This window comes from Serratia sp. FGI94 (genome assembly GCF_000330865.1).
GTDB lineage: Bacteria > Pseudomonadota > Gammaproteobacteria > Enterobacterales > Enterobacteriaceae > Serratia_B > Serratia_B rubidaea.
In genome coordinates, this window is record NC_020064.1 from 4,375,692 (window position 1) to 4,400,653 (window position 24,962).

26 protein-coding genes are annotated in these 24,962 nt (G+C 59.5%); 14 read left to right on the forward strand and 12 right to left on the reverse strand.

The features are described 5' to 3' along the window. Positions 1-12: 12 nt before the first annotated feature. The 4 genes from mreD to csrD all read right to left on the reverse strand — a co-directional run bounded on the left by mreD (position 13) and on the right by csrD (position 4,899). A complete protein-coding gene (mreD, locus tag D781_RS19945; protein ID WP_015962041.1) occupies positions 13-501 on the reverse strand; it encodes a rod shape-determining protein MreD in 489 nt (162 codons plus the stop codon). Continuing rightward, positions 501-1,514 (reverse strand): rod shape-determining protein MreC, encoded by a 1,014-nt coding sequence (mreC, locus tag D781_RS19950; protein WP_015962042.1) that lies wholly within the window; start codon positions 1,512-1,514, stop codon positions 501-503. The genes mreD and mreC overlap by 1 nt, the downstream gene beginning before the upstream one ends. Positions 1,515-1,598: 84 nt before the next feature. Then, complete coding sequence (gene mreB / locus D781_RS19955; protein WP_003855260.1) at positions 1,599-2,642, reverse strand: rod shape-determining protein MreB; 1,044 nt, start codon at positions 2,640-2,642, stop codon at positions 1,599-1,601. A 322-nt stretch (positions 2,643-2,964) separates the two neighbouring features. Beyond that, a complete protein-coding gene (csrD, locus tag D781_RS19960) occupies positions 2,965-4,899 on the reverse strand; it encodes an RNase E specificity factor CsrD (RefSeq protein WP_015962043.1) in 1,935 nt (644 codons plus the stop codon). A 362-nt stretch (positions 4,900-5,261) separates the two neighbouring features. Here csrD and D781_RS19965 point away from each other — a divergent pair, with 362 nt between their 5' ends. From D781_RS19965 to lpxP, 12 genes are all read left to right on the forward strand, one after another. Continuing rightward, positions 5,262-6,239: an MDR family oxidoreductase gene (locus D781_RS19965; protein WP_015962044.1), complete on the forward strand. Its 978-nt coding sequence runs from the start codon at positions 5,262-5,264 to the stop codon at positions 6,237-6,239. Positions 6,240-6,364: 125 nt separating this feature from the next. After that, a complete protein-coding gene (gene msrP, locus D781_RS19970; RefSeq protein WP_015962045.1) occupies positions 6,365-7,366 on the forward strand; it encodes a protein-methionine-sulfoxide reductase catalytic subunit MsrP in 1,002 nt (333 codons plus the stop codon). After that, on the forward strand, positions 7,367-7,966 hold the full coding sequence (gene msrQ, locus D781_RS19975; RefSeq protein ID WP_015962046.1) for a protein-methionine-sulfoxide reductase heme-binding subunit MsrQ: 600 nt from the start codon (positions 7,367-7,369) through the stop codon (positions 7,964-7,966). A 233-nt stretch (positions 7,967-8,199) separates the two neighbouring features. Further along, a complete protein-coding gene (aroQ, locus tag D781_RS19980) occupies positions 8,200-8,652 on the forward strand; it encodes a type II 3-dehydroquinate dehydratase (protein WP_015962047.1) in 453 nt (150 codons plus the stop codon). A 32-nt stretch (positions 8,653-8,684) separates the two neighbouring features. After that, positions 8,685-9,149 (forward strand): acetyl-CoA carboxylase biotin carboxyl carrier protein, encoded by a 465-nt coding sequence (accB, locus tag D781_RS19985; protein WP_015962048.1) that lies wholly within the window; start codon positions 8,685-8,687, stop codon positions 9,147-9,149. Positions 9,150-9,160: 11 nt separating this feature from the next. Further along, positions 9,161-10,504 carry an acetyl-CoA carboxylase biotin carboxylase subunit gene (accC, locus tag D781_RS19990; RefSeq protein ID WP_015962049.1) on the forward strand — a complete coding sequence of 448 codons (1,344 nt, stop codon included), beginning with the start codon at positions 9,161-9,163 and terminating at the stop codon, positions 10,502-10,504. A 201-nt stretch (positions 10,505-10,705) separates the two neighbouring features. After that, positions 10,706-10,948, forward strand: coding sequence for a YhdT family protein (locus D781_RS19995; protein WP_015962050.1), 243 nt, complete (start codon positions 10,706-10,708; stop codon positions 10,946-10,948). Then, a complete protein-coding gene (panF, locus tag D781_RS20000; protein ID WP_015962051.1) occupies positions 10,938-12,383 on the forward strand; it encodes a sodium/pantothenate symporter in 1,446 nt (481 codons plus the stop codon). Before D781_RS19995 ends, panF begins: the two co-directional genes overlap by 11 nt. Before the next feature lie 11 nt (positions 12,384-12,394). Continuing rightward, positions 12,395-13,276: a 50S ribosomal protein L11 methyltransferase gene (gene prmA / locus D781_RS20005; protein ID WP_015962052.1), complete on the forward strand. Its 882-nt coding sequence runs from the start codon at positions 12,395-12,397 to the stop codon at positions 13,274-13,276. Positions 13,277-13,777: 501 nt separating this feature from the next. Then, positions 13,778-14,743 (forward strand): tRNA dihydrouridine synthase DusB, encoded by a 966-nt coding sequence (gene dusB, locus D781_RS20010; RefSeq protein ID WP_015962053.1) that lies wholly within the window; start codon positions 13,778-13,780, stop codon positions 14,741-14,743. Between the two features lie 19 nt (positions 14,744-14,762). Further along, on the forward strand, positions 14,763-15,059 hold the full coding sequence (gene fis, locus D781_RS20015; protein ID WP_000462905.1) for a DNA-binding transcriptional regulator Fis: 297 nt from the start codon (positions 14,763-14,765) through the stop codon (positions 15,057-15,059). Positions 15,060-15,621: 562 nt separating this feature from the next. Further along, positions 15,622-16,542: a kdo(2)-lipid IV(A) palmitoleoyltransferase gene (lpxP, locus tag D781_RS20020; RefSeq protein WP_015962054.1), complete on the forward strand. Its 921-nt coding sequence runs from the start codon at positions 15,622-15,624 to the stop codon at positions 16,540-16,542. A 54-nt stretch (positions 16,543-16,596) separates the two neighbouring features. Here lpxP and D781_RS20025 read toward each other — a convergent pair whose 3' ends face one another. Then, on the reverse strand, positions 16,597-17,286 hold the full coding sequence (locus tag D781_RS20025) for an LrgB family protein (RefSeq protein ID WP_015962055.1): 690 nt from the start codon (positions 17,284-17,286) through the stop codon (positions 16,597-16,599). Further along, on the reverse strand, positions 17,279-17,698 hold the full coding sequence (locus D781_RS20030) for a CidA/LrgA family protein (protein WP_015962056.1): 420 nt from the start codon (positions 17,696-17,698) through the stop codon (positions 17,279-17,281). The genes D781_RS20025 and D781_RS20030 overlap by 8 nt, the downstream gene beginning before the upstream one ends. Before the next feature lie 138 nt (positions 17,699-17,836). On the opposite strand from D781_RS20030, the gene D781_RS20035 reads away from it, so the two are divergent. After that, the gene (locus D781_RS20035; protein ID WP_015962057.1) at positions 17,837-18,724 is read left to right on the forward strand and encodes a LysR family transcriptional regulator; all 888 of its coding nucleotides are present in this window, start codon (positions 17,837-17,839) and stop codon (positions 18,722-18,724) included. Between the two features lie 44 nt (positions 18,725-18,768). Here the strand turns inward: D781_RS20035 and D781_RS20040 are convergent, their stop codons facing one another. From D781_RS20040 to D781_RS20060, 5 genes are all read right to left on the reverse strand, one after another. Then, the gene (locus tag D781_RS20040; protein ID WP_015962058.1) at positions 18,769-20,418 is read right to left on the reverse strand and encodes a Na+/H+ antiporter; all 1,650 of its coding nucleotides are present in this window, start codon (positions 20,416-20,418) and stop codon (positions 18,769-18,771) included. 174 nt (positions 20,419-20,592) lie between these two features. Further along, on the reverse strand, positions 20,593-21,954 hold the full coding sequence (locus tag D781_RS20045) for an NCS2 family permease (RefSeq protein ID WP_015962059.1): 1,362 nt from the start codon (positions 21,952-21,954) through the stop codon (positions 20,593-20,595). A gap of 310 nt (positions 21,955-22,264) precedes the next feature. Next, positions 22,265-22,669: a VOC family protein gene (locus tag D781_RS20050; protein WP_015962060.1), complete on the reverse strand. Its 405-nt coding sequence runs from the start codon at positions 22,667-22,669 to the stop codon at positions 22,265-22,267. 46 nt (positions 22,670-22,715) lie between these two features. Next, on the reverse strand, positions 22,716-23,384 hold the full coding sequence (locus tag D781_RS20055) for a glutathione S-transferase (RefSeq protein ID WP_015962061.1): 669 nt from the start codon (positions 23,382-23,384) through the stop codon (positions 22,716-22,718). Then, entirely contained in the window at positions 23,381-23,824 is a 444-nt protein-coding gene (locus D781_RS20060) for a lipocalin-like domain-containing protein (RefSeq protein WP_015962062.1), read from the reverse strand. The genes D781_RS20055 and D781_RS20060 overlap by 4 nt, the downstream gene beginning before the upstream one ends. Before the next feature lie 207 nt (positions 23,825-24,031). Between D781_RS20060 and D781_RS20065 the strand changes: the two genes are divergently transcribed. Then, positions 24,032-24,292 carry a YdgH/BhsA/McbA-like domain containing protein gene (locus tag D781_RS20065; RefSeq protein ID WP_015962063.1) on the forward strand — a complete coding sequence of 87 codons (261 nt, stop codon included), beginning with the start codon at positions 24,032-24,034 and terminating at the stop codon, positions 24,290-24,292. Positions 24,293-24,401: 109 nt separating this feature from the next. Here D781_RS20065 and D781_RS20070 read toward each other — a convergent pair whose 3' ends face one another. Continuing rightward, positions 24,402-24,875, reverse strand: coding sequence for an Rrf2 family transcriptional regulator (locus D781_RS20070; RefSeq protein WP_015962064.1), 474 nt, complete (start codon positions 24,873-24,875; stop codon positions 24,402-24,404). Positions 24,876-24,962 lie beyond the last annotated feature (87 nt).

Genomic DNA, 24,962 nt, shown 5'->3' on the forward strand with positions numbered 1-24,962 from the left:
CTTTTTACGTCGTTATTGTACGGCGAACTGGCGGCGAATCTTGCGCATCAGCAGGAACAGCCACGGCCATAAAATGCCGTTAACCACACTACTCCAGAACACTTCCGGGCGGAAAGAGACGTTGATCACTAAAAACTCCGCCCAGAACACCACCACGTCCATCGCCAGCGACAGCAGCATCACGATCAACGCCTGCTGCCACAGCGCCATATTGCGGAACAGCTGGAACTTGAACGCCACCAGATAGGCGATAATCGCCAGCGCCAGCGCGCGCACGCCCAGGGTCGAGCCCAGGATCAGATCGATGATCAGCCCTAGCACAAAGCCGGTGCCGACGTTGACCCGGTGCGGCAACGCCATCACCCAATAGATCAGGATCAGCACCACCCATGAAGGGCGGAACATATAAATCTGCTCCGGCCACGGCATAATCTGCAGCACCAGCGCGATCAGGAAAGAGAGCCAGATGATCCAGCGCCCGTGACTACGGTAACGGTTCATCAGCGCGCTCCTGCCGCAGCGGGCGGCGCGGCGGCCGCAGACGGCGGCGTCACGGCGCCGATAGCCGGCGCAGGGACCGGCGCCGGCGGCCCCATGGCGTCGGCCGACGGCAGCACGTGCGGCATCATCTGCATCAAGCGCTCATTAGCGACGCGGTGTACTTCATCCGGCTGCAGCGGCATATCGCCGTTGCGATCGGCGCCCCACAGCAGCAGCAGATAACGCAGCCGCTGCAGACCGGCGGTCGGACGCGCCTGAATCACCGTATAGGCGCGCTGATTATCCACTTTCACCGAGGAGACCACCGCCACCGGATAGCCTTCCGGGAAGCGTCCGCCCAGCCCCGAGGTCACCAGCACGTCGCCCACGCGAATATCGGTGTTGCCCGGCAGGTGCTCCAGCTGCAGATCGTCGGCGCAGCCGCTGCCGGCGGCGATCACGCGGATATCGTTGCGCAGTACCTGAATCGGCAGCGCGTGGGAGGCATCGCAAATCAGCAGCACGCGGCTGGTATATTTGGCCACCGCCACCACCTGGCCGACCACCCCTTTATCGCTGATCACCGGCTGGCCTTCATAGACGCCGTTATCGGAGCCTTTGTCGATCACCACCTGATCGCTGTACGGATCGGAGCCGGCCGAGATCACCTGGGTGACCATCTTCTGTTCGTCCTGACGCAGCGGCGAGCCAAGCAGTTCACGCAGGCGGGCATTTTCCTGCTTGAATTGACCGAGAAGAAGGGTATCGCTGCCTTTTAGCAGCAGCTCCTGCCGCAAAGCGCGGTTTTCGAGTTCCAACTGTTGGCGAGTTGCCAGCGTATCCGAGACGCTGTCCAGAACCTTACGCGGCCCGTTGGCCAAAAAATAGAAAGGGCTGACTGCGGTATCCATATAGTTTCGTATTTTTACGAACGTACCGAGCCGGCTATCGGCAACGATCAGGCCAATCGCCACGATCACCGCCAAAAAAAGTCGCAGTTGCAGGGAAGGCCCCCTGCTAAAAATCGGCTTCATAAATTATGCGAGTTCCTCGACAACAGAAGGAGGCAGCGTACAAGATGCATTGATCTTAGACGATACCTCCTTCATTGGGGCTGACTATTCTTCGCTGAACAAATCGCCGCCATGCATGTCGATCATCTCCAACGCCTTGCCGCCGCCGCGCGCCACGCAGGTCAGCGGGTCTTCTGCCACCACGACCGGGATGCCGGTTTCTTCCATCAGCAGACGATCCAGGTTGCGCAGCAGCGCGCCGCCGCCGGTCAGCACCATGCCGCGTTCCGAAATGTCGGAAGCCAGTTCCGGCGGGCACTGCTCCAGCGCCACCATCACCGCGCTGACGATGCCGGTCAGCGGCTCCTGCAGGGCTTCGAGGATTTCATTGGAGTTCAGGGTAAAGCCGCGCGGTACGCCTTCGGCCAGGTTACGGCCGCGTACTTCGATTTCGCGCACTTCATCGCCCGGATAGGCCGAGCCGATCTCATGCTTGATGCGTTCTGCGGTGGCTTCGCCGATCAGCGAGCCGTAGTTGCGGCGCACATAGTTGATAATCGCTTCATCGAAGCGGTCGCCGCCAATGCGCACGGACGAGGAGTACACCACGCCGTTCAGAGAGATCACCGCCACTTCCGTGGTGCCGCCGCCGATATCCACCACCATGGAGCCGGTGGCCTCGGAAACCGGCAGGCCGGCGCCGATAGCGGCCGCCATCGGTTCTTCAATCAGGAACACTTCACGCGCGCCGGCGCCCTGCGCCGATTCGCGGATGGCGCGACGCTCAACCTGCGTAGCGCCGACCGGCACGCACACCAGCACGCGCGGGCTTGGGCGCATAAAGCTGTTGCTGTGCACCTGCTTGATAAAGTGCTGCAGCATTTTTTCGGTCACGAAGAAGTCGGCGATCACGCCGTCTTTCATCGGACGAATGGCTGCGATATTGCCGGGAGTACGCCCCAGCATCTGTTTGGCGTCATGGCCCACAGCCGCTACGCTCTTCGGCGAACCGGCACGATCCTGGCGAATGGCAACCACCGACGGTTCATTCAGTACAATGCCTTGCCCTTTAACATAAATAAGGGTATTGGCGGTACCCAAATCGATGGACAAGTCATTGGAAAACATGCCACGAAATTTCTTAAACATAACTAAAGGATAATCCTGCAAGCTGGGGGCGAAAAATAAAATCCGCCTACTTTACCAACCACACGAAGCAGCGACAAGGCGCAAAAACGTTCTACTTCGGTGAAAATAATCTGCATTATTACTGCTCGAATGCACGGAAATTGGATGAGGCCTGAATTCCCTGAACCAAGGTTCAGTTTACCACCCCTGTCAACGCGCAAAACGGCGTAACACAGCTCATAAAAACTAACATTTTCCCTGATTATCACTGGTGGTAAGCACCTACCAACGTCCGACGGGAAAGGACGGGTTATTCTACGTGAAAAATGAGCAAATATTCAGGTTAAACGCGATAACGACGCGAATATTTTTTGCGCCCGACGTCAATCGGCTCCGGCGAGGCAAAAAAGTCGCCCTGTCCGCCGTGGATCCCGCGCTCTTTTAGCGTCTGCCATTCGCTGCGCGTACGCACGCTGGCGGCAAACAGCCGCGCGCTGGTGCCTTCGCAGGCGCTCGACAGGCTCTGCACAAACAGCTGATTCTCGTCGCGTTTATCAATACTGCGCACCAAACCGGGATGCAGTTTTACGATCTCCACCTGCAGCGACTTGATATATGCGGTGCTGACCACGGTTAACCCCGCCTGAGATACCGCCAGGCGGCAGCCCAACCCCGCGATCAGTCGCAGCACCGGGCGTAAACGGTCGATATGTTGACACACATCCGCCTCTGCAAGTTCAATCAGAATACGTTGCCGATGACTTTTTTCGCACTGCAGCAACGCATCGCGCAGCCAGTTCTGAAACGAGCGCTGTAATAATGAATCAACGCACAGCGGAAACGCCAGCGTCTCTTCCGGCCACAGCGCCAGCAGCGGGATCAACCGGCTTACCTGCAGGCGATCGTAACGTTCAGCCAGCCCGAACTGCTTCACCAGCGGCATGTATTCAGCAGGTAGCAACTCTTGAGAGCCGTCATAAACACGGCTCATTATTTCCCGGTGATGCACCTCGCCCTTCACCGTCACCGCCGGTTTTTGATACAGCCGTGGGCCGCCCCGCTCCAGCATCTGCTCCAGCAGGGTGCGCCACTTGACGCTGCCGCGTCCCTTCTCCGGCACCTGGCTGTCGTACACGTACCAGCCGTTTTCCCCCTGCAGCGTCGCGTGGCGCGTCGCCTGTTCGGCACGGTCGATCACCTGTTCAGTCGTCTGGCCGCTGCGGTAGGCGACAATGCCGATATGTAGAAAGGCTTCGCGCTCAATCAGCGGTGTTGCGGGCAGCGCATCGATAGCGTTCACTAACTGCGCGGCAATGCCGTCCGCCTCTTTCAGCGTGCGGTGCGGCAGCAGCACGGTAAAATCACTGTGGAAATAGCGCGCCAGCAGCGCCGACGGATAGCGCAGCACAAAGGTAGACAGCAGATTGACCAGCGAATACATCAGCTCCTGCACCATGGCGGCGCCGTGGGTTTCACGCAGCGTTTCAAAATCCGGCAGGCGCACCATCATCACAATGCCGTGCGCCCCCTCCTCCTCCAACTGCGTGGTCAGCTGATTGTCGAAAAACAGGCGGTTATTCAGCCCGGTTTTGGCGTCCTGGGCGGCAAAGGCGCGGATCAGGGTGTCCACCCGCGTCCGCTCCTCGCGCGCTTCGGCCAGATCCGCCAGCAGGCGATCCAGCGCGCTGCTGACGCTCGGCGGCCACTCCCGCATGTCCCCCTGCATCACCTCTTCACGCTCGCCGTTCAAAATGCGCCGCGCCCGCCAGGCCAGGCGGTCTTCACCGTCGGCCTGCTCACGCAGCCAGCGCAGGCTGAACAACAGCACCACCAGCATCACGACGATCGCCAACGTGACGGCCAGCGTCGAACGCAGCGAGTAGCCATCGCTGGCGAAGGGATCGAGATAGGTGATATTCAGCATACTGCCGGGGTGCTGCATCAGCGGCAAAGAGGTATAGCGGTGGCTACTGGGTGCGATCCTGGGCTGGCCCGTCAACGCGGGCAGTTCATAGTTGAGCAGAATACCGCTGGCGCTCTCAACGCGCAGTTCCACAATGCCGAGCGGCCTCATCACCAGCGGCAGCCACTGCGTCTGCGCCTGCAGCGAGTTATGCAGCATCGCCTGGTCCAGCGAGGTGACCAGCGCATCGAAGCGGCGCTCCATACGCTCCTGGGTCACATAAAAGAAGCTGTACGAGCACCCCATCAGCATAAAGAACATAGCCAGCGCAACGAGCAGGGTGATCAGTGCAGAGAGTTTGGTAGTAAATCGCATCCCTGTGCCTTGTCCGCTATGGTTAAGTGAGTATGCACCCATGGAAATAAAAAGGTGGCAGCCTACTGATAAGGGTACAACAGCATAACCCGATTTTATGGTTAACTGTCTGTTTTTTCAGAATACCGCCAGGGACCTCACGGCCGGGTTCGCACGCATCCAAGCTACCAAGCCTCGCCGTGGAAAGGAACCTTTAAACGGTAATTTTTTGTTCTTTATCAGAGCATCACTTACCTATTATGCATATAGTCAAATAAGTAGGATTTAAACATCACTTTAATGAATTATTCTCGCAATCTTTATGATTGAGGTCATGACTCGGCGACATGCCGATCAACCGAGGTAAACAAGAGGACAGTGACATGCGCGCATTATTATTGGAACAACACGGCGAGCAAATCATCAGCCAGGTGCAGGATATCGACGGCGGCCGTCTGCCGGAAGGCGACGTTACGGTCGATGTGAACTGGTCCAGCCTCAACTATAAAGATGCACTGGCCATTACCGGCAGGGGCAAAATCGTTCGCCACTTCCCGATGGTGCCGGGCATTGATTTCGCCGGCACGGTGCACAGCAGCAAGGATCCGCGCTTCAGCGAAGGACAAAGCGTGGTGCTGACCGGCTGGGGCGTCGGGGAAAACCACTGGGGCGGCCTGGCGGAGCAGGCGCGCGTCACCGGCGAGTGGCTGGTGCCGCTACCGAAAGGGCTTGATGAGCGTCAGGCGATGATCATCGGCACCGCCGGCCTGACCGCCATGCTGTGCGTGATGGCGCTGGAAGACGGCGGCGTACGCCCGGATGACGGCGACGTGCTGGTGACCGGCGCCAGCGGCGGGGTCGGCAGCACCGCCGTCGCCGTGCTGTCGGCGCTCGGTTACCGGGTGACCGCCATCAGCGGCCGCGACAGCAATACCGACTACCTGAAAGCGCTGGGCGCCAAAGAGGTGCTGCCGCGCAGCGACTATCTCGAAGCGCCGCGTCCGCTGGAAAAACAGCGCTGGGCCGGCGCCGTCGACACCGTCGGCGACAAACTGCTGGCCGGCGTGCTGGCGCAGATGAACTATAACGGCACCGTCGCCGCCTGCGGGCTGGCCGGCGGCTACCAGCTGCCGACTACCGTGATGCCGTTTATCCTGCGCAACGTGCGTCTGCAGGGGGTCGACTCCGTCCACACGCCGCTGCATCAGCGTCAGACCGCCTGGGAGCGTCTGGCCGGCATCCTGCCGGACAGTTTTTATCAGCAGGCCACGCAGGAAATCACTCTGGAACAGGCGCCCGCCGCCGCCCGCGACCTGCTCGACAATAAAATCACCGGGCGCACGCTGGTGAAAATCCGCTGACACCGTCCCGCGGGTGCGCGTCACCGCACCCGCCCCGTTCTGCGAAATTTCATATTTTCCCGCCGCATCTCGCTTCCGGCCTGCTTTCACGCCATGCTTAAGGCATCACCGTGGAGGACAGGCTAATGAAAAAAAACCATCAGCTAACCGAAGCTGACGTCACGCCGGAAAGCGTGTTCCAGCAGCGCAGAAAAGTGCTGCAGGCATTGGGGATCGGCGCCGCGTCGCTGGCGCTGCCGCTCAGCGCCCAGGCCGATCTGCTGTCATGGTTTAAAGGCAACGACCGCCCCAAAGCGCCGCCGGGCAAAGCGCTGGAATTCAGCCGACCGCCGCAGTGGCAGGACAAACTGACGCTGACGCCGGAAGACAAGGTCACCGGCTATAACAACTTCTACGAATTCGGGCTGGATAAGGCCGACCCGGCCGCCAACGCCGGCGGCCTGAAAACCGAAGGTTGGAAGGTGCGCATCGACGGCGAGGTCGCCAAGCCGCTGACGCTCGATATCGACGATTTGATGAAACGTTTCCCGCTGGAGCAGCGCATTTATCGGATGCGCTGCGTAGAAGCCTGGTCGATGGTGGTGCCGTGGATCGGTTTTGAGCTGGGCAAGCTGCTGAAGCTGGCCGAGCCGAACGGCAACGCGCGCTTTGTCGCCTTCCAGACGCTCTATGACCCTGAGCAGATGCCGGGGCAGAAAGACCGCTTTATCGGCGGTGGCCTGCAGTATCCGTACGTGGAAGGCCTGCGCCTGGACGAAGCCATGCACCCACTGGCGCTGCTGACGGTGGGCGTGTACGGCAAAACGCTGCCGCCGCAGAACGGTGCGCCGCTGCGGCTGATTACCCCGTGGAAATACGGCTTTAAGGGCATCAAGTCCATCGTGCATATCCGCCTGACCCGCAACCAGCCGCCAACCACCTGGAACCTGTCGGCGCCGAATGAATACGGCTTTTACGCCAACGTCAATCCGCAGGTCGATCACCCGCGCTGGTCGCAGGCCAGCGAGCGCTTTATCGGCGCCGGCGGCATTCTGGATGTGAAACGTCAGCCCACGCTGCTGTTTAACGGCTATGGCGATCGGGTCGCTTCGCTGTATCGCGGCATGAACCTGCGGGAGAATTTCTGAGTGCGTTTAAAACCTGTGCATATCAAATGGCTGAAAGCCGTGATCCATCTGGCCGCCTTCCTGCCGCTGCCGTGGCTGGTGCTGGCGATCGACCAGGGCTGGCTGAGCGCCGACCCGGCCAAGGACATCCAGCACTTTACTGGGCGCATGGCGCTCAAGCTACTGCTGGTCACCCTGCTGGTCGCCCCGCTGGCCCGCTACAGCCGCCAGGCGATGCTGATGCGCTGCCGCCGGCTGCTGGGGCTGTGGTGCTTTGCCTGGGCAACGCTGCATCTGATCAGCTACGCCACGTTGGAACTGGGGCTGAACAATATCGCGCTGCTCGGCCGCGAGCTGGTCGAACGCCCCTACCTGACGCTTGGCATCGTCAGCTGGCTGCTATTGCTGGCGCTGGCGGCAACCTCAACCCAGCGGGCGATGCGCAAACTGGGTAAAAACTGGCAGCGTCTGCACAATTTCGTCTATCTGGTGGCGATTCTGACGCCGATACACTACCTTTGGTCGGTAAAAATCATTTCTCCCCAGCCGCTGATCTACGCCCTGTTGGCAGTGCTGCTGTTAGCGTGGCGTTACCCGAAATTCCGCGCCTGGTTGCGGTAGAAACCGCCATCTTCCGCCCTGCACGATCTCACAGAAGCGGGTAAACCTGACCAATTAGGGGTTGAATATCTTCGCTGATAAGACCAGTATTTAGCTGCGAATTGCTACGATATCGTTATAATGCCCGACCTTGTCCTGAAGGACAGCGTGATTTTTGCCCGAAAAAGGTGACAAATCGGTAACATCGGGTTATGTTGAACGATGATGGTTTTATTGCCGGAGATACCAGCACAATGGCGGACAAGTCTCACATTTTGCTCCTGAATGGCCCTAATCTGAACCTGCTGGGGACCCGCGAGCCGGAGAAATACGGCAGCACGACGCTGGCGGAGATCGTTAGCGGATTAGAGCATCAGGCCTCCGCGCTGGGCGTTGCCCTGAGCCATCTGCAGTCCAATGCCGAACACGCGCTGATCGACCGCATTCATCAGGCGCGCGGCAACACAGATTTCATTCTGATTAACCCGGCGGCGTTCACCCATACCAGCGTGGCGCTGCGCGATGCGCTGTTGGCGGTGCAAATCCCGTTTATCGAGATCCACCTGTCCAACGTGCATGCCCGCGAGCCTTTCCGCCATCACTCCTATCTGTCTGATATTGCGGTAGGCGTGATCTGCGGACTCGGCGCGGAAGGTTACACATTTGCTTTACAGGCAGCGGTTAATCGTCTGTCAAAAACCCACTAATTGCTCCACAAAAAGAGTACGGAATCACACTCATGGATATTCGTAAAATCAAGAAGCTGATCGAACTGGTTGAAGAATCAGGTATTTCTGAACTGGAAATTGCTGAGGGCGAAGAGTCAGTGCGCATCAGCCGCGCCGCGCCGGCGCAGGCTTACCCAGTGATGCAGCAGGCCTATGCCGCACCGGCACAGCCGGCTCCAGCGCTGGCCACCGCCGTTGCTGCCGCCGAAGCCGAAGCGCCTGCCGCTGCCGCAGCCGTGAGTGGCCATGTCGTGCGTTCCCCAATGGTAGGCACCTTCTACCGCACCCCAAGCCCGGATGCGAAAGCCTTCGTGGAAGTAGGCCAGAAAGTCAACGCCGGCGACACGCTGTGCATCGTTGAAGCCATGAAAATGATGAACCAGATCGAAGCCGACAAATCCGGCGTGGTGAAAGCCATCCTGGTGGAAAACGGTCAACCGGTTGAATATGACGAGCCACTGGTCGTCATCGAATAACGAGGCGCACCATGCTTGATAAAATTGTTATCGCCAACCGCGGCGAGATCGCGCTTCGTATCCTGCGTGCCTGTAAAGAACTGGGCATCAAGACCGTGGCCGTACACTCGGCGGCGGATCGCGATCTGAAACACGTACTGCTGGCCGACGAGACCGTGTGCATCGGTCCTGCGCCGTCAGTCAAAAGCTATCTGAACATCCCGGCGATCATCGCAGCGGCGGAGATCACCGGCGCGGTGGCCATTCACCCTGGCTACGGCTTCCTGTCGGAAAACGCCGACTTCGCCGAGCAGGTCGAGCGTTCCGGCTTTATCTTTATCGGCCCGAAAGCGGACACCATTCGCCTGATGGGCGACAAGGTTTCCGCCATCAACGCCATGAAGAAAGCCGGCGTGCCTTGCGTACCCGGCTCCGACGGCCCGCTGACCGAAGATATGGATAAGAACCGCGCCTTTGCCAAACGCATCGGCTACCCGGTAATTATCAAGGCGTCCGGCGGCGGCGGCGGCCGCGGCATGCGCGTTGTGCGCAGCGATAAGGAGCTCGAACAGTCCATCAACATGACGAAGGCGGAGGCCAAGGCGGCCTTCAACAACGACATGGTGTACATGGAAAAATACCTGGAAAACCCACGCCATATCGAGATCCAGGTATTGGCCGACGGCCAGGGCAACGCCATCTATCTGGCCGAGCGCGACTGCTCGATGCAGCGTCGTCACCAGAAAGTAGTGGAAGAAGCGCCGGCACCGGGCATCACGCCGGAACTGCGCCGCTATATCGGCGAGCGCTGCTCCAAAGCCTGTGTGGATATCGGCTACCGCGGTGCGGGTACCTTCGAGTTCCTGTTCGAAAACGGCGAGTTCTATTTCATTGAAATGAACACCCGTATTCAGGTGGAACACCCGGTTACCGAAATGATCACCGGCGTGGACCTGATCAAAGAGCAGTTGCGCATCGCTGCCGGTCAGCCGCTGTCGATCAAACAGGAAGAAGTGCGGGTTCAGGGCCACGCGGTAGAGTGCCGTATCAACGCCGAAGACCCGAACACCTTCCTGCCAAGCCCGGGCAAGATCACCCGCTTCCACGCGCCAGGCGGTTTCGGCGTGCGTTGGGAATCGCATATCTACGCCGGCTACAGCGTGCCGCCGTACTATGACTCCATGATTGGCAAGCTGATCACCTACGGTGAAAACCGTGACGTGGCGATTGCCCGCATGAAAAATGCGTTGGCTGAACTGATCATCGACGGGATTAAAACCAACGTTGAGCTGCAGCAAAAAATCATGAATGACGAAAACTTCCAGCATGGTGGCACCAACATCCACTATCTGGAGAAGAAGCTGGGCCTGCAGTAACGCGCGCTTTAGCCTCAGACGTCACCCGATCAGGGCCGGTGATCCACCGGCCCTTTTCTTTTCGCGACTTAACCGCTTGGCAAACGCCGTGCTTGTCGTAAAATCCCCTTCCTCTGGTAAATCCATAGCCATAAACCTCTGTCGATGCATGTCACGCCGCCGCTATGCGCGCTAATGTCTGGACAAGAGGGGGAGAAACGGATGGAAAAACGCTTTATTCAGGCTCATCGCGAAGCGCGCTGGGCGCTGGGTCTGACCCTCTGCTACGTGCTGGCCTGGGCGCTGGCCGCCTACCTGCCGGACAGCCAAATCGGCGTCACCGGCCTGCCGCACTGGTTTGAAATGGCCTGCCTGCTGATCCCGCTGCTGTTTATTATCCTGTGCTGGCTGATGGTGCGCGTCATCTTCCGCGATATTCCGCTGGAGGACCACGATGCAAACTGAAGTGATCGTACCGCTAGTCGCCTATCTGCTGCTGGTGTTCGGCCTGTCGGTCTACGCCTATCGCCGCCGGCAGAGCGGCAATTTCCTCAGCGAGTATTTCCTCGGCAACCGCTCAATGGGCGGCTTTGTGCTGGCGATGACCCTGACCGCCACCTACATCAGCGCCAGTTCGTTTATCGGCGGCCCCGGCGCCGCCTACAAATACGGCCTCGGCTGGGTGCTGCTGGCGATGATCCAGCTGCCGGCGGTCTGGCTGTCGCTGGGCGTGCTCGGGAAAAAATTCGCTATCCTGGCGCGACGCTATAACGCCATCACCCTCAACGATATGCTGTTCGCCCGTTACCAAAGCCGCCTGCTGGTGTGGCTGGCCAGCCTGAGCCTGCTGGTGGCCTTCCTCGGCGCCATGACGGTGCAGTTTATCGGCGGCGCCCGCCTGCTGGAAACCGCCGCGGGCGTTCCGTACGACAGCGGCCTGCTGATTTTTGGCGTCAGTATCGCGCTGTACACCGCCTTCGGCGGCTTTCGCGCCAGCGTGCTCAATGACGCCATGCAGGGGCTGGTGATGCTGCTGGGCACCGCGCTGCTGCTGGCCGGCGTGATCCATGCCGCCGGCGGCCTGCACGCGGCCGTCGATAAACTGCAGCAGATCGACCCGGCGCTGGTATCGCCGCAGGGCGGCGAGCAGATCCTCAGCCTGCCCTTTATGGCGTCGTTCTGGATCCTGGTGTGCTTCGGCGTTATCGGCCTGCCGCACACCGCCGTGCGCTGCATCTCCTATAAGGACAGCAAGGCGGTGCACCGCGGCATCGTGCTCGGCACCATCGTCGTGGCGCTGCTGATGTTCGGCATGCACCTAGCCGGCGCGCTGGGTCGCGCCGTACTGCCGGATCTCAACGTGCCGGATCGGGTGATCCCGACGCTGATGGTCACCGTCTTGCCGCCATACGCCGCCGGTATCTTCCTGGCCGCGCCGATGGCGGCCATTATGTCGACCATCAACGCGCAGCTGCTACAGTCCTCCGCCACCATCATCAAGGATCTGTATCTTGGCGTCCGCCCGCAACAGCAGCAGAACGAGAAGATGATCAAACGCTTCTCCAGCCTGACCACACTGGTGCTTGGATTATTGGTGCTGCTGGCCGCCTGGCGGCCGCCGGAAATGATCATCTGGCTGAACCTGCTGGCCTTCGGCGGCCTGGAGGCGGTATTCCTGTGGCCGCTGGTGTTGGGCCTGTACTGGCAGCGCGCCAATGCGCAGGGCGCCCTTAGCTCAATGGCGGCAGGTGCGGTATGCTATACGCTATTAGCCAGCTTCAATCTGCAGCTCGCAGGCCTGCACCCCATCGTGCCCGCGCTGCTGATCAGCCTGCTGGCGTTTTATATCGGTAACCTGGTCGGCGAAAAACGCCGTCCGGCGTCATCTTTATCTTCCTAAAGAGAATTGTTATGCCTTGGATCCAACTAAAACTGAACACCACCGGCAGCCAGGCGGAAGCGCTGAGCGATGCGCTGGTTGAAAGCGGCGCGGTCTCGGTGACCTTTCAGGACACCCACGACAACCCAGTGTTCGAGCCGCTGCCCGGCGAAACCCTGCTGTGGGGCGACACCGATGTAATCGGCCTGTACGACGCGGAAACCGATATGGCCGAAGTGGTCGCCATGCTGGAGCAGCACCCGCTGCTGGGCGCCGGCTTCCGCCACAAAATCGAACAGTTGGAAGATAAGGACTGGGAGCGCGAATGGATGGATAACTTCCACCCGATGCGCTTCGGCGAGCGCCTGTGGATCTGCCCGAGCTGGCGCGACGTGCCCGACCCGGACGCGGTCAACGTGATGCTGGACCCGGGCCTGGCCTTCGGCACCGGCACGCACCCGACCACCTCGCTGTGCCTGCAGTGGCTGGACGGCCTCGACCTGGCCGGCAAAACCGTGATTGATTTCGGCTGCGGCTCCGGCATTCTGGCGATTGCCGCGCTGAAGCTCGGCGCAGCGCGCGCCATCGGCATCGATATCGACCCGCAGGCGATTCAGGCCAGCCGCGACAACGCGGAGCGCAACGGCGTCTCTGAGCGTCTGGAGCTGTATCTGCCGCAGGATCAGCCAGCCGGGCTGCAGGCTGACGTGGTGGTGGCCAATATTCTGGCCGGCCCGCTGCGTGAACTGGCGCCGCTGATTAGCTGCCTGCCGAAATCCGGCGGCGACCTCGGCCTGTCCGGCGTGCTGGCCACCCAGGCGGAGAGCGTGGCGGAGGCCTATCAGCCGCTGTTCGATCTGGACCCGGTCGCCGAACGCGAAGAGTGGTGCCGCATTACCGGCCGCCGCCGCTAACTGCGTCTGAAGACCCGCCGCCCGTCGGCGGGTTGGTATTGCCGCCAGGCATCGCCGCGACGCTGCCGTTATCTGCGCCTCACGCCGCCGTCAGCGGACGCTGACGCATTCAGGCACACATCCCCTCACCTTTTTCCCGACGGCCCCGTCATGCCCGTTAGGCGCGTTATAATCGCTCACATATCCATCTGGTTGATTGATGGTTTTTCAGCCGAAAATCGCGATAATGCGCGCGCAAAGCGCGGTAATGCCAGCCGATCGCGATAAAAATACGTCTCATTTAGAGATAATATCCTGTTGCCCGACGATTATTTTCCTGAACATAAAATCAGCACAATCGGTCAAGTTATTGTTAATTCTATATAATATTTTTACACACCGCCGGGATGCGCATTTTAAGCGCCCGATCGCCGCAAATTGGTCAAAGTTTGGCCTTTCATCTCGGCGAAAAAATGCGTAATATACGCGCCCTTGCGGACACAGTACGGTCATTCTTTGTCTATGCGCATTGGACACCACCAGTTAACAAATTGCCTGATTGCGGCCCCGATGGCCGGCATTACAGATCGCCCATTCAGAACCTTGTGTCATGCAATGGGGGCTGGGATGGCTGTATCCGAAATGCTCTCCTCCAACCCGGAGGTGTGGCGGACGGATAAGTCGCGTCTGCGTATGGTTCATAGCGATGAACCTGGGATTCGCTCCGTGCAAATCGCCGGCAGCGTTCCGGATGATATGGCCGCCGCCGCGCAGATTAACGTCGCCGGCGGTGCACAGATCATCGACATCAATATGGGTTGCCCGGCTAAAAAGGTGAACCGGAAACTTGCAGGGTCTGCCTTGCTGCAGTACCCGGATCTGGTTAAACAGATCCTCCTGGCGGTGGTTAACGCCGTGGATGTGCCGGTGACGCTGAAAATCCGTACCGGCTGGGCGCCGGAACACCGTAACTGTGTAGAGATTGCCCAATTGGCCGAAGACTGTGGTATTCAGGCCCTGACGATTCATGGCCGAACCCGCGCCTGCCTGTTTAACGGCGACGCGGAATACGACAGCATTCGGGCAGTTAAGCAGAACGTTTCCATTCCGATTATTGCGAATGGGGATATTACTGACCCGCATAAAGCCAGAGCAGTGCTCGACTACACCGGGGCCGACGCCCTGATGATAGGCCGCGCTGCTCAGGGGAGACCCTGGATCTTCCGGGAAATCCAGCATTATCTGGACACAGGGGAGCTGCTGCCGCCGTTGCCGCTTGGCGAGGTGAAGCGCTTGTTGATCGGGCATATCCGGGAATTGCACGGCTTTTACGGCCAAGGCAAGGGATTCCGAATTGCTCGTAAGCACGTATCCTGGTATCTCCAGGAGCATGCCCCGAATGACCAGTTTCGGCGCACATTCAACGCCATAGAGGATGCCAGCGAACAGCTGGAGGCGTTGGAGGCATATTTCGAAAATCTAGCGTAAAAAAAGAGCTGACAGAACTATGTTCGAACAACGCGTAAATTCTGACGTACTGACCGTTTCTACCGTAAACTCACAGGATCAAGTGACTCAAAAGCCTCTGCGTGACTCGGTTAAACAAGCACTGAAGAACTATTTTGCTCAACTGAACGGTCAAGATGTGAATGACCTGTATGAGCTGGTACTGGCTGAAGTTGAACAGCCACTGTTGGACATGGTGATGCAATACACCCGTGGCAACCAGACCCGTGCAGCCCTGATGATGGGCATCAACCGCGGTACGCTGCGCAAGAAACTGAAAAAATACGGCATGAACTGATACTAGTCAGTTAACGTGTTGAAAAAAGGCGCTTTATCTCATTCGATAAGCGCCTTTTTCTTTGCCGGTAACTTTCAGGGCGTAAAGTTACCCATTATTTTCATGGTGCGCTCTCAACACGTGGGGCAGGCAGGCCGTGGAAAACGTCAAAGCGTATTCCCCTCGTACGATGTTCACACCATCTTCCGTTGCCATACCGACTCCCTTTATGCCGCTGTTAACACTTGGCAATACTACGGAAAACCCGCCGGCATACACGGAGAATCCTCGCTCAGGCGAGGCATGCAGAACGCCGGCTAAATAGGATTTTTCGCATCCCCCTCATCTGTTTACTGCCGTAGGGTATGGTACAATCTGCATTCCTAGAGCCCCTCAAATTGCCGCGGTCACGGCGTTTCCGACCGATGCGCAGCGCGATTCGCCCTTCGAATGTAAAGTTTTAGTCAATTTCAACGCCTGACTAAACGATAACCACAACTCAGTGTCTGAGTCATTGTATCGCTATTGAGTGGCTTCTTTATGCGTTACAGGTTTCTTACCCTTAATGCATAAATGAGTGACTATGAATCGTCCGCAAGAATTCCAACGCGCCCTGCTGCACCCCCGCTACTGGCTGACCTGGTTTGGCCTGGCGGTGCTGTTCCTGCTGGTGCAATTACCCTACCCGCTGCTGCATAAGCTCGGCGTATGGATGGGCCGCACCTCGATGCGCTTTTTGAAACGCCGCGTCACCATCACCCGCCGCAACCTGGAGCTGTGCTTCCCGGATATGGACGCCGCCCAGCGCGAGCGCAAAGTGGTCAGCAATTTTGAATCCCTCGGCATGGGGCTGCTGGAAACCGGCATCGCCTGGTTCTGGCCGGATAAGCGCGTCAAACGCTGGTTTAACGTCTCCGGCATCAACCACCTGAAGATGGCGCAGCAGAACGGCCGCGGCGTGCTGGTAATTGGCGTGCACTTTATGTCGCTGGAGTTGGGCGGCCGGGCAATGGGCCTGTGCCAGCCGGTGATGGCGATGTATCGCCCGCACAATAACAAGGCGATGGAGTGGGCGCAGACCAAAGGCCGTATGCGCTCCAACAAGGCGATGCTTGACCGCAAAAACCTGCGCGGCATGGTGCAGGCGCTGAAAGGCGGCGAAGCGGTATGGTTCGCCCCCGACCAGGATTACGGCCCGCGCGGCAGCGTGTTTGCGCCGCTGTTTGCCGTCGATCAGGCCGCCACCACCAGCGGCACCTTTATGCTGGCGCGCATGGCGCAGCCGGCGCTGGTGCCGGTCGTGCTGATTCGGCGTGAAAACGGCGCCGGCTACGACCTGCTGATCCAGCCGGCGCTGGAAGACTACCCGCTGACCGACGAAATGGCCGCCGCCGCCTATATGAACAAGGTGGTGGAAAAAGAGATTATGCGCGCGCCGGAGCAGTATATGTGGCTGCACCGCCGCTTTAAGACCCGCCCGACCGGCGCACCGTCGCTGTACTAAAACTTTTGCTATGGCGTACCGTCATCAGCAGCGACCGCCATGGCTAACACAAAATTACCACATCCACAGGCCAATCAGCGGCGCGGCCAGCACGGTAATGATGCCGGCCAGCATCATCACCAGGCTGGATACCACGCCCTCTTCCTGCCCCATCTCATAGGCGCGCGCGGTACCCGCGCCATGTGACGACGCCCCCAGCCCGGCGCCCTTCGCCAGGCCACTGCGTACCGACAGACGTAAAAACAGGATATCCCCCACCGCCATGCCGAACACCCCGGTGATCACCACAAACAGCGCCACCAGATCCGGCTGGCCGCCCATCTGCTTGGCCGCCTCCAGCGCGAACGGCGTGGTGATCGAACGCACCGCCAGACTGCGCTGCACCTCTTCAGACAGCGTCAGCAGACGCGCCAGCCAGACCGAGCTGTACACCGCCACGCATACCGCCGTGATCACCCCGGCGCTGAGCGACAGCCAGTGACGGCGGATAATGTGCAGGTTCTCATACACCGGCACCGCAAAGGCGATGGTCGCCGGGCCGAGCAGCCACAGCAGCCAGTGGGTCTCCCCCAGATAGTCGCGGTAGGAAATATGCGTCACCACCAGCAGCAGCACCAGAATCATCGGCGTCAGCACCAGCGGCATCAGCAGCAGACTGCGGCGACGGCGATAGAGCCGCTTATTGGCGAAGTAGAGCGCCAGCGTGGCGGCCAGACAGAGCAGGCTGAGGAGAAAATCATTCATGATGCTTACGCCGCTGCAGCCAAAGTTCGAAGCGATAGACGCGATCCACCACCAGTCCAGTGGCCCCCAGCGTCAGCATGGTGCTAACGGCAATCACCAGAAAAATCTTCCAGCCCTCCACCATCAGCAGCTGCGCATAGTTGACCACCGCCACCACCGCCGGCACGAAGAACAGCAGCATCTCCGCCAGCAGCCAGCGCGCGCCGGCCCGCACCCAGCTCAGCGGCAGCACGCGCAGCACAATCAACGCCAGCAGCATCAGCATGCCGACAATATTGGCGGGCAACGGTAAATGGAACTGCGCCACCAGCCGGTCGGCCAGCAAGAACAGCAGCGCGTACAACACAACCTGAACGGGAACCTGCAGGCGGGCCAGCAGGGATGGCGCAGCACGACGTAACGCCAGGGACATGGAGAGCGGCCTCAAGCAAAAAAATGACGGGTTACAGTATACGCAGTCGGGAAACCAGCCCTGAAATGAATTAAAATTATCAACTTCATGCCTTAAGGGAATAGTTTCCCGCCGGTATCGCCTATCGGAGAACGGATCGTGGATGTTCGTACCCTACGCTACTTTGTCGAAGTCGTGCGTCAGCAGAGCTTTACCCGCGCGGCGGAAAAACTGTTCGTCACCCAGCCGACCATCAGCAAGATGCTGCGCCATCTGGAAGATGAGCTGGAATGCACCCTGCTGATCCGTGAGGGGCGCAAACTGCACCTGACGGACAGCGGCCAGGCGGTCTATCAGCGCGGCGTGGCGATCCTGGATGAGTTCCGCCAGCTGGAGGCCGAGCTGGAAGACATCAGCGCGGTGAGAAAAGGCGTGCTGCGGCTGGGCATCCCGCCGATGGTCGGCCGGCAAATCGCCGGTTTAATCCGCCACTTCCGCCACGCTTATCCCGGCATTGAGCTGCGCATCTCCGAGCTGGGCGGCCTGTCCGGCGAGCAGCGGGTGCTGGCGGGCGAGCTGGATCTGGCGATGACGGTCTACTCGCCCGATGCCGACCGGCCGCTAACCTTTCTGCCGCTGCTGACCCACCCGATGTGCGTCGTGGTGCCGCGCAATCAGTACTGGCAAGGACGCAGCAGCGTCAGCCTGGAGGAGCTGGCCGCCTGGCCGCTGCTGATCTATAACGAAGATTTCGCGCTGTACAAGATGCTGATGGCGGCCTTCCACCGCGCCGAGCTGGAGCCGCGCATCGCGGTGCGCAGCGGCCAGTGGGACTTTCTGGCCTCGATGGTGCAGGCCGGCGTCGGCATCGCCGCCCTGCCGGAGCCGGTCTGCCAGTGGCTGGATAAAGAGAGCCTGATCTGGCTGCCGTTGGAACCGCTGATGGAGTGGAAGGTCGGGCTGATCTGGCGCCAGGACAGTTATCTGTCCCACAGCGCCCAGGCGTGGATCGCCTGCTGCCGCGACCACCTGTCGATGATGAAATAAAAAAGGGCTGAATTTCTTCAGCCCCTTACGGTTAATTCCGGCTCTTAGCCTTCGCGCTCCACCAGCAGCGCCTCCAGCAGGTCGAGATCGTGCAGCAGTTTCTGCAGCGTCTCATTGCTGATTTTCTGCGTCGCGCGCAGGTGATACAGCTCGCCGCGCTCGGCGCGCAGCGCCGTCAGGCGGAAGCGTCGCTCCAGGTTTTCCAGCTCCAGCGCATTCTCAATATCGTCCTTGCTGGCGACCCGGCGGCGCAGCATGCCGACCACCCGCGAGCTGACCTCTTTCAGCACCTGCGGATCGATATTCTCCTCGGTATCCGCCGTCAGCCGCTCTTCCATTTTGTTGATGCTTTCGATCGCCACTTCCGCCGCCATCGCAATCGCCATCCGCTCCTCGCCCTTACTGACGCTCGGGTCCGCCACCTGCACGCCGCGCAACAGCAGCGGCAGCGCGATAACGCCGACAATCAACGACAGCAGGATCACCCCGGCGGCGATAAACACCAGTTGATAACGCGCCGGGAAGGCGCTGCCGTCGCTGAGCAACAGCGGAATCGACAGCACGCCGGCCAGCGTAATCGCCCCGCGCACCCCGGCGAACGACGCCACCCACAGCTCACGCGTGGTGTAGTTGCCAAACTGCAGCGGGCGCTTTTTCAGCAGTCGCTTGCTGGCGCCCTTCATCAGCCACAGCCAAGTGAAGCGCAGCAGCAGCAGCGCGGCGTAGATAATCGCCACGTCGGCAAACAGGTACCAGGTCTGAATCGTCGGGTCCAGCTCCGCCTGCAGAATCGAAGTTTCCAGGATCCCCGGCAGCTGCAGGCCCAACATGATGAACACCATGCCGTTAAACACGAACTCCAGCATCGCCCAGACGCTGTTGGCGCGCAGGCGCATCGCCAGCGGCGCATTGCGGATCACGCCGGACTGGCTGATGGTCATCCCCGCCGCGACCGCCGCCAGGATCCCCGATACGCCGATATGTTCGGCAATCAGGTAAGAGGCAAACGGCAGCAGCAGCAGGAAGACGATCTGCGTCGCCGGATCGTCGCCGCTCCAGCGGCTCATCACGCGCAGCGACTTACTGTAGGTCCAGGTAACCGCCACGCCGGCCAGCAGGCCGCCGATCGCCACCTTGAGGAATTCCAGCGTCGCGCCGCCCACGGTGAACACCATGGTGCCCATCGCCACCGCGATGGCGAACTTGAGCGACACCAGACCGGAGGCGTCGTTCATCAGCGCCTCGCCCTCTAGCACGCCCATAATCGGTTTCGGGATCCGCCCTTTGCCGACGATGCCGGACAGCGCCACGGCATCGGTCGGCGACAGCACCGCCGCCAGCGCAAACGCTGCCACCAGCGGAATGCCCGGCACCATCAGGTAGATCAGATAGCCGACGCCAACCACGGTGATCAGCACCAACACCAGCGCCAGCCCGAGCACCTCACGGCCGTGGTGAATAAACTCGCGCATCGGCGTTTTCCAGCCGTCGGCAAACAGCAGCGGCGGGATAAACAGCACTAAAAACAGTTCCGGGTCAAAGTCCACGTGCAGCCCGAAATGCGGCCAGGCCAACAGCGCACCGATGGCGATTTGCATTAACGGGAGCGGCACCTGGAACGGCAACATACGCGTCACCACCCCGGACAGGGAGACCACCAGGATTAAAATGAGGATTGTAAAAAAGATTTCCATGCTTTCCTTAGACTCTACGGTTTCGACCTCAACGGCGTATTGCCAGAGTATGTGCCAAATAGTAGATCACTTTTTTTACATCGGTGAAAGCTTGTTGTGCCTTTCAAAACGGCGAAATAGATTAAGGAGAGTTATCTGAAACCGGGGCGCGCCAAACGCGCCCCGGCAGAGGCGTCAGATGGCCCAGCCGCCGGCGTAAAACGCCACCAGCGCCACCGCAATCACTACGGTGCCGATATTCAGCTTGCGCCATTCGCCGGAGAAGATCCGGCCGATCACCAGCGCGCTGAAGCCCAGCATAATGCCGGTGACGATATTGCAGGTCAGGACGATAAACACCGCGCACAGCAGGCCGGACATCGCGTCGACAAAGTCGTCAAAATCCAGCTTGGTGACGTTGCTGAGCATCAGCAGGCCGACATACATCAGCGCCGGCGCCGTCGCATACACCGGTACCAGGTAGGAGAGCGGCGACAGGAACAGAATCAGCAGGAACAGCAGCCCCACCACGGTGGCGGTCAGGCCGGTTTTACCGCCGGCGGCGGTGCCCGCCGCCGATTCGATGTATACCGCCGCCGGCGCGGCGCCCACCAGCGCCGAGAAAATGCTGCTGACCGAGTCAGAAGTCAGCGCCTTGCCGCCGTTGACGATCTGGCCGTCTTTATCCAGCAGGTTCGCCTGCCCGGCGACCGCACGGATGGTGCCGGTGGCGTCAAACACCGCGGTCATCACCAGCGCCAGCACGCTCGGCAGCACCACCGGCTGCAGCGCCCCCATAATATCCAGACTGAAAATCAGCGAATTACCCTGCTCATCGGCCAGGCTCGGCATGGCGAACAGCCCCTGATACTTCACCGCCGGGTCGAAAATCAGGCCGATAACGGAGATGGCGATAATCACCAGCAGAATGCCGCCCGGCACCCGCAGCTTCTCCAGGCCGAAAATCACCGCCAGCCCGAGCAGCGTCATCACCACCGGGAAGGAGGTAAAGGCGCCCAGCGCCACCGGCAGCCCGTCCAGCGGGTTTTTCACCACCAGGCCGACGCCGTTGGCGGCGATCAGCAGCAGGAACAGGCCGATACCGATGCCGGTGCCGTGTGCCACGCCCATCGGCAGGTTACGCAGGATCCAGGAGCGGATGCCGGTCACCGAGATCACGGTAAACAGCAGCCCCATCAGGCATACCGCCCCCAGCGCCACCGGAATGCTGATCTGCTGGCCCAACACCAGGCTAAAGGCGGTAAACGCCGTCAGCGAGATAGCGCAGCCGATCGCCATCGGCAGGTTGGCCCACAGCCCCATCAGCAGCGAGCCGAAGCCGGCCACCAGACAGGTGGCGACGAACACCGCGGTCGGCGGGAAGCCCGCCTTGCCCAGCATGCTCGGCACCACAATCACCGAATAAACCATCGCCAAAAAGGTGGTCAGGCCGGCCACCACTTCCTGCCGCACGCTGCTACCGCGCTGCGAAATTTTAAAATAACCGTCAAGCCCGCCTTTTGCTGTTGCGGCGTTATTCGCTTGAGAATTCGACATGTTGCTGTCCCCTGTAATCACTGCTCGTCTGATGCAGAAAGTGTTTTACGTCCGCAGCCGACAGAACGGAATCGTTTCCGCCACGTTTGCTCCCAACGCCTCGCGCTGCACGGCAGCTCGTGGCCGCGCACAAGGCAAACGATTAACTCTCGGCGTGAGGTACGGATGAATTTATAGTGTTTTTACTGAAGCAAACGATTATCCAGCCTTCTATACCGTCCGATCAACTAAAGATCGCGACAGAAAAGGTAAAAAGTCGTCGATCCGACGCGATTAACCACAACGCCGCCGCATGCTGAGGCCCGGACGTTCAGGCAGGCATGGCCTGCGGATCCATAAACATCAGCTCCCAGATATGGCCATCCAGATCCTGGAAGCCGTGGCCATACATAAAACCGTGGTCCTGCGGCTGGTTATAGGTATTGCCGCCGGCGGCGATCGCCTTGCGCACCAGCTCGTCCACCGCCGCGCGGCTGGGCCGCGACAGGCAGAGCAGCACTTCGCTGGCGCGCTTCGCATCGCTAATCGGGTTGGGGGTAAACATTTTGAATTTATCGTGGGTTAACAGCATCACATAGATGGTGTCGCTCACCACCATGCAGGCGGCGCTGTCGTCGGTAAATTGCTGGTTGAAGGCAAAGCCCAGCTGACCAAAAAAGGCCATGGAGGCGGGCAGATCGCTGACCGGCAAATTGACAAAGATTTGAGTCGTCATGGACCTTCTCCGAGAAACAGTGACCTATCGAGTATAGTCCAGACGGCTAGAGCAACAGATGATAAGGGCCGCCCTGCTCCAGCGCACGCTGGTAAGCCGGGCGCTGATGAATGCGCCGCAGAAAATCGCGCAGCTGCGGGCAGCCGTCCAGCCCGCCGCGCGCGGCCATTGCCTCAAGCGGAAAGCTCATTTTGATATCGGCGGCGCTAAAATCATGGCCGGCAAACCAGGGGTTGGTCCGCAGGTGTCGTTCCAGATAGTCGCGATGCACGGCGATCTGCTTATCGAGATAGTTGCGCTGCACTCCTTTGCCGACGGCGCCGGCCACCTTGCGCAGCAGCAGCGGCACCGGCGGTTGCCCAAGGCGGCCAAACACCAGCTTCATCACCAGCAACGGCATCAGCGAACCTTCCGCATAGTGCAGCCAGTAGCGGTACTGCTGACGCGCATGAAAATCGGTGGGGATAAACTGCCCCTGCGCATCATAGGCTTCCTGCAGATACTCGATGATTGCGCCGGACTCGGCCAGCGTCAAATCGCCGTCAACAATTACCGGCGATTTACCCAGCGGGTGGATTTTCTTCAACGCCGGCGGCGCCAGCAGGCTCCCCGCCTCCCGCTGATAGCGCTGCACCTGATAAGGCACCGCCAGCTCTTCCAAAAACCATAAGATAGGCTGCGAGCGCGAGTTATTCAGGTGGTGAACGGTGATCATCCGGGCATCTCGATGCGTTGCCAGACCAGCTCGCCAATCTGTACGCCGTTACCGATTTGCAGCGGTGCGGTGCGCAGCGTCAGCCTATCGCCGGAAAAACTGTAAAAACGCACAAAGCGGGTGCCGACCCAGTTGGGAAACGAGCAGCCTTCAACCTGATGAATCACCCGCTGATCCGGCTCATCAATCTGGTAGCGGCCAAAATAACTGAGCATATTGGTAAACGCGACGCGTAGCTCCTGGTCGCTACCCTGCGCCAGATCGTCCGCGGCAAAGCGCGGGCGCACCGCGCTATACAGCTGTGCCGCCATGGTGCCGTTGGCCTCGTAATTGATGCGCCCTATCACCTGCTCGCCGAGCGGGTAGCTTGGCGCACCCTCTTCGCTCTTGAATACCGAAGACACCAGTGACCAGCTGCCAACAAATGCATTTGTCGTCATCACTCATTCTCCACCCACTTACCTTGTTTAAATTTAAAGGTAGCGGTGAATGGTTTGCTGCGCCAGCCAGCCCCCACGCCGGAATATCAATTTATTTGACAGAGATACTCAAAACTCTCCGATTTTAACCTCAGGCCCACCTGGTTAATATTTGACACATCGAGACGCAACGGCGGCTCACATAAAAAATACTCTGAGGATTGCATCATGAAAAACATCAAAAAATTTGCTACCGCACTACTGCTGACCGGCGCTGCCTTCACCGCAACGGCAGCCGAACAACCTGCCGCCCAGCCAGCCGCCAACGCACAAAAAGTGGGTGTGATTTCCGTCAGCGGCGCCGCCAGCCTGAGCGCACTGGAAGACGCCCTGGCCAGTAAAGCCGCCGCGGCCGGCGCCAGCAGCTACCGCATCACCTCCGCCGGCGGCCAGAACAAACTGCACGGCACCGCAGAAATCTTTAACTAATTCTCCACACGTATACCGCAACAACCAGAACGCTGATGGTGTGCAGGCTCCGGACACAATGCTCCGGAGTCTGGTTCACAACTAAAATGCAATGGCGCTACGCCGTGCATTAATCATCATAACGCTCAATACAAGCAACCCAGTCATCTTGATTTTTCGCATCCGGAAAGTGACGATCGAACTTATCCTTCAACTCGGCCAGAGTGATTTCAGCAAAACGTGCCAACAGCGCCTGTTCTGCCTCATGCAAAACCTTGCCCAATGCCTGGTTGACCGCCGCTTCAACCGCACATCCCGGAGACTCTTCCCCGTTGCCAATGGCGAAAAGCTGCTTAACGCCGACGGCGCAATAGACATCAAGCAGGTTGATGTCATGGAAATCGCACGCAATGCGCCACCCACCATGATGCCCCTTCTCTGAGGTGACAAAGCCGGCGTCCCGCAGGCCCGCTAACGTACGCCTCACCACCGCGCTATGCGTACCGAGCATGGCGGCGATCTGCTCTGACGTATAAACCCCATCGTGGCGTGCCATATGCAGCAATACGTGCAACATGCGTGATAGTTTGTTGTCTTGACGCATTTCTTTACCTCTCCTGTCCACCTATCTCGTATCTTATAATGATACGAGAAATTGACAATGGCGAAATTCATGTGCTTTTATATGTCA

Excerpts from the sequence above, each read along its gene's own strand:
- accB (WP_015962048.1), top strand. The coding sequence starts at position 8,685 with ATGGATATTCGTAAAATCAAGAAGCTGATCGAACTGGTTGAAGAATCA.
- D781_RS20065 (WP_015962063.1), top strand. The coding sequence starts at position 24,032 with ATGAAAAACATCAAAAAATTTGCTACCGCACTACTGCTGACCGGCGCT.
- dusB (WP_015962053.1), top strand. The coding sequence starts at position 13,778 with ATGCGCATTGGACACCACCAGTTAACAAATTGCCTGATTGCGGCCCCG.
- D781_RS20045 (WP_015962059.1), bottom strand. The coding sequence starts at position 21,954 with ATGTCGAATTCTCAAGCGAATAACGCCGCAACAGCAAAAGGCGGGCTT.
- prmA (WP_015962052.1), top strand. The coding sequence starts at position 12,395 with ATGCCTTGGATCCAACTAAAACTGAACACCACCGGCAGCCAGGCGGAA.
- lpxP (WP_015962054.1), top strand. The coding sequence starts at position 15,622 with ATGAATCGTCCGCAAGAATTCCAACGCGCCCTGCTGCACCCCCGCTAC.
- csrD (WP_015962043.1), bottom strand. The coding sequence starts at position 4,899 with ATGCGATTTACTACCAAACTCTCTGCACTGATCACCCTGCTCGTTGCG.
- D781_RS20060 (WP_015962062.1), bottom strand. The coding sequence starts at position 23,824 with ATGACGACAAATGCATTTGTTGGCAGCTGGTCACTGGTGTCTTCGGTA.
- panF (WP_015962051.1), top strand. The coding sequence starts at position 10,938 with ATGCAAACTGAAGTGATCGTACCGCTAGTCGCCTATCTGCTGCTGGTG.
- D781_RS20040 (WP_015962058.1), bottom strand. The coding sequence starts at position 20,418 with ATGGAAATCTTTTTTACAATCCTCATTTTAATCCTGGTGGTCTCCCTG.
- accC (WP_015962049.1), top strand. The coding sequence starts at position 9,161 with ATGCTTGATAAAATTGTTATCGCCAACCGCGGCGAGATCGCGCTTCGT.
- D781_RS20030 (WP_015962056.1), bottom strand. The coding sequence starts at position 17,698 with ATGTCCCTGGCGTTACGTCGTGCTGCGCCATCCCTGCTGGCCCGCCTG.
- D781_RS20025 (WP_015962055.1), bottom strand. The coding sequence starts at position 17,286 with ATGAATGATTTTCTCCTCAGCCTGCTCTGTCTGGCCGCCACGCTGGCG.
- fis (WP_000462905.1), top strand. The coding sequence starts at position 14,763 with ATGTTCGAACAACGCGTAAATTCTGACGTACTGACCGTTTCTACCGTA.
- D781_RS19995 (WP_015962050.1), top strand. The coding sequence starts at position 10,706 with ATGGAAAAACGCTTTATTCAGGCTCATCGCGAAGCGCGCTGGGCGCTG.
- mreB (WP_003855260.1), bottom strand. The coding sequence starts at position 2,642 with ATGTTTAAGAAATTTCGTGGCATGTTTTCCAATGACTTGTCCATCGAT.
- D781_RS20050 (WP_015962060.1), bottom strand. The coding sequence starts at position 22,669 with ATGACGACTCAAATCTTTGTCAATTTGCCGGTCAGCGATCTGCCCGCC.
- D781_RS19965 (WP_015962044.1), top strand. The coding sequence starts at position 5,262 with ATGCGCGCATTATTATTGGAACAACACGGCGAGCAAATCATCAGCCAG.
- aroQ (WP_015962047.1), top strand. The coding sequence starts at position 8,200 with ATGGCGGACAAGTCTCACATTTTGCTCCTGAATGGCCCTAATCTGAAC.
- mreC (WP_015962042.1), bottom strand. The coding sequence starts at position 1,514 with ATGAAGCCGATTTTTAGCAGGGGGCCTTCCCTGCAACTGCGACTTTTT.
- msrP (WP_015962045.1), top strand. The coding sequence starts at position 6,365 with ATGAAAAAAAACCATCAGCTAACCGAAGCTGACGTCACGCCGGAAAGC.
- D781_RS20070 (WP_015962064.1), bottom strand. The coding sequence starts at position 24,875 with ATGCGTCAAGACAACAAACTATCACGCATGTTGCACGTATTGCTGCAT.
- mreD (WP_015962041.1), bottom strand. The coding sequence starts at position 501 with ATGAACCGTTACCGTAGTCACGGGCGCTGGATCATCTGGCTCTCTTTC.
- D781_RS20055 (WP_015962061.1), bottom strand. The coding sequence starts at position 23,384 with ATGATCACCGTTCACCACCTGAATAACTCGCGCTCGCAGCCTATCTTA.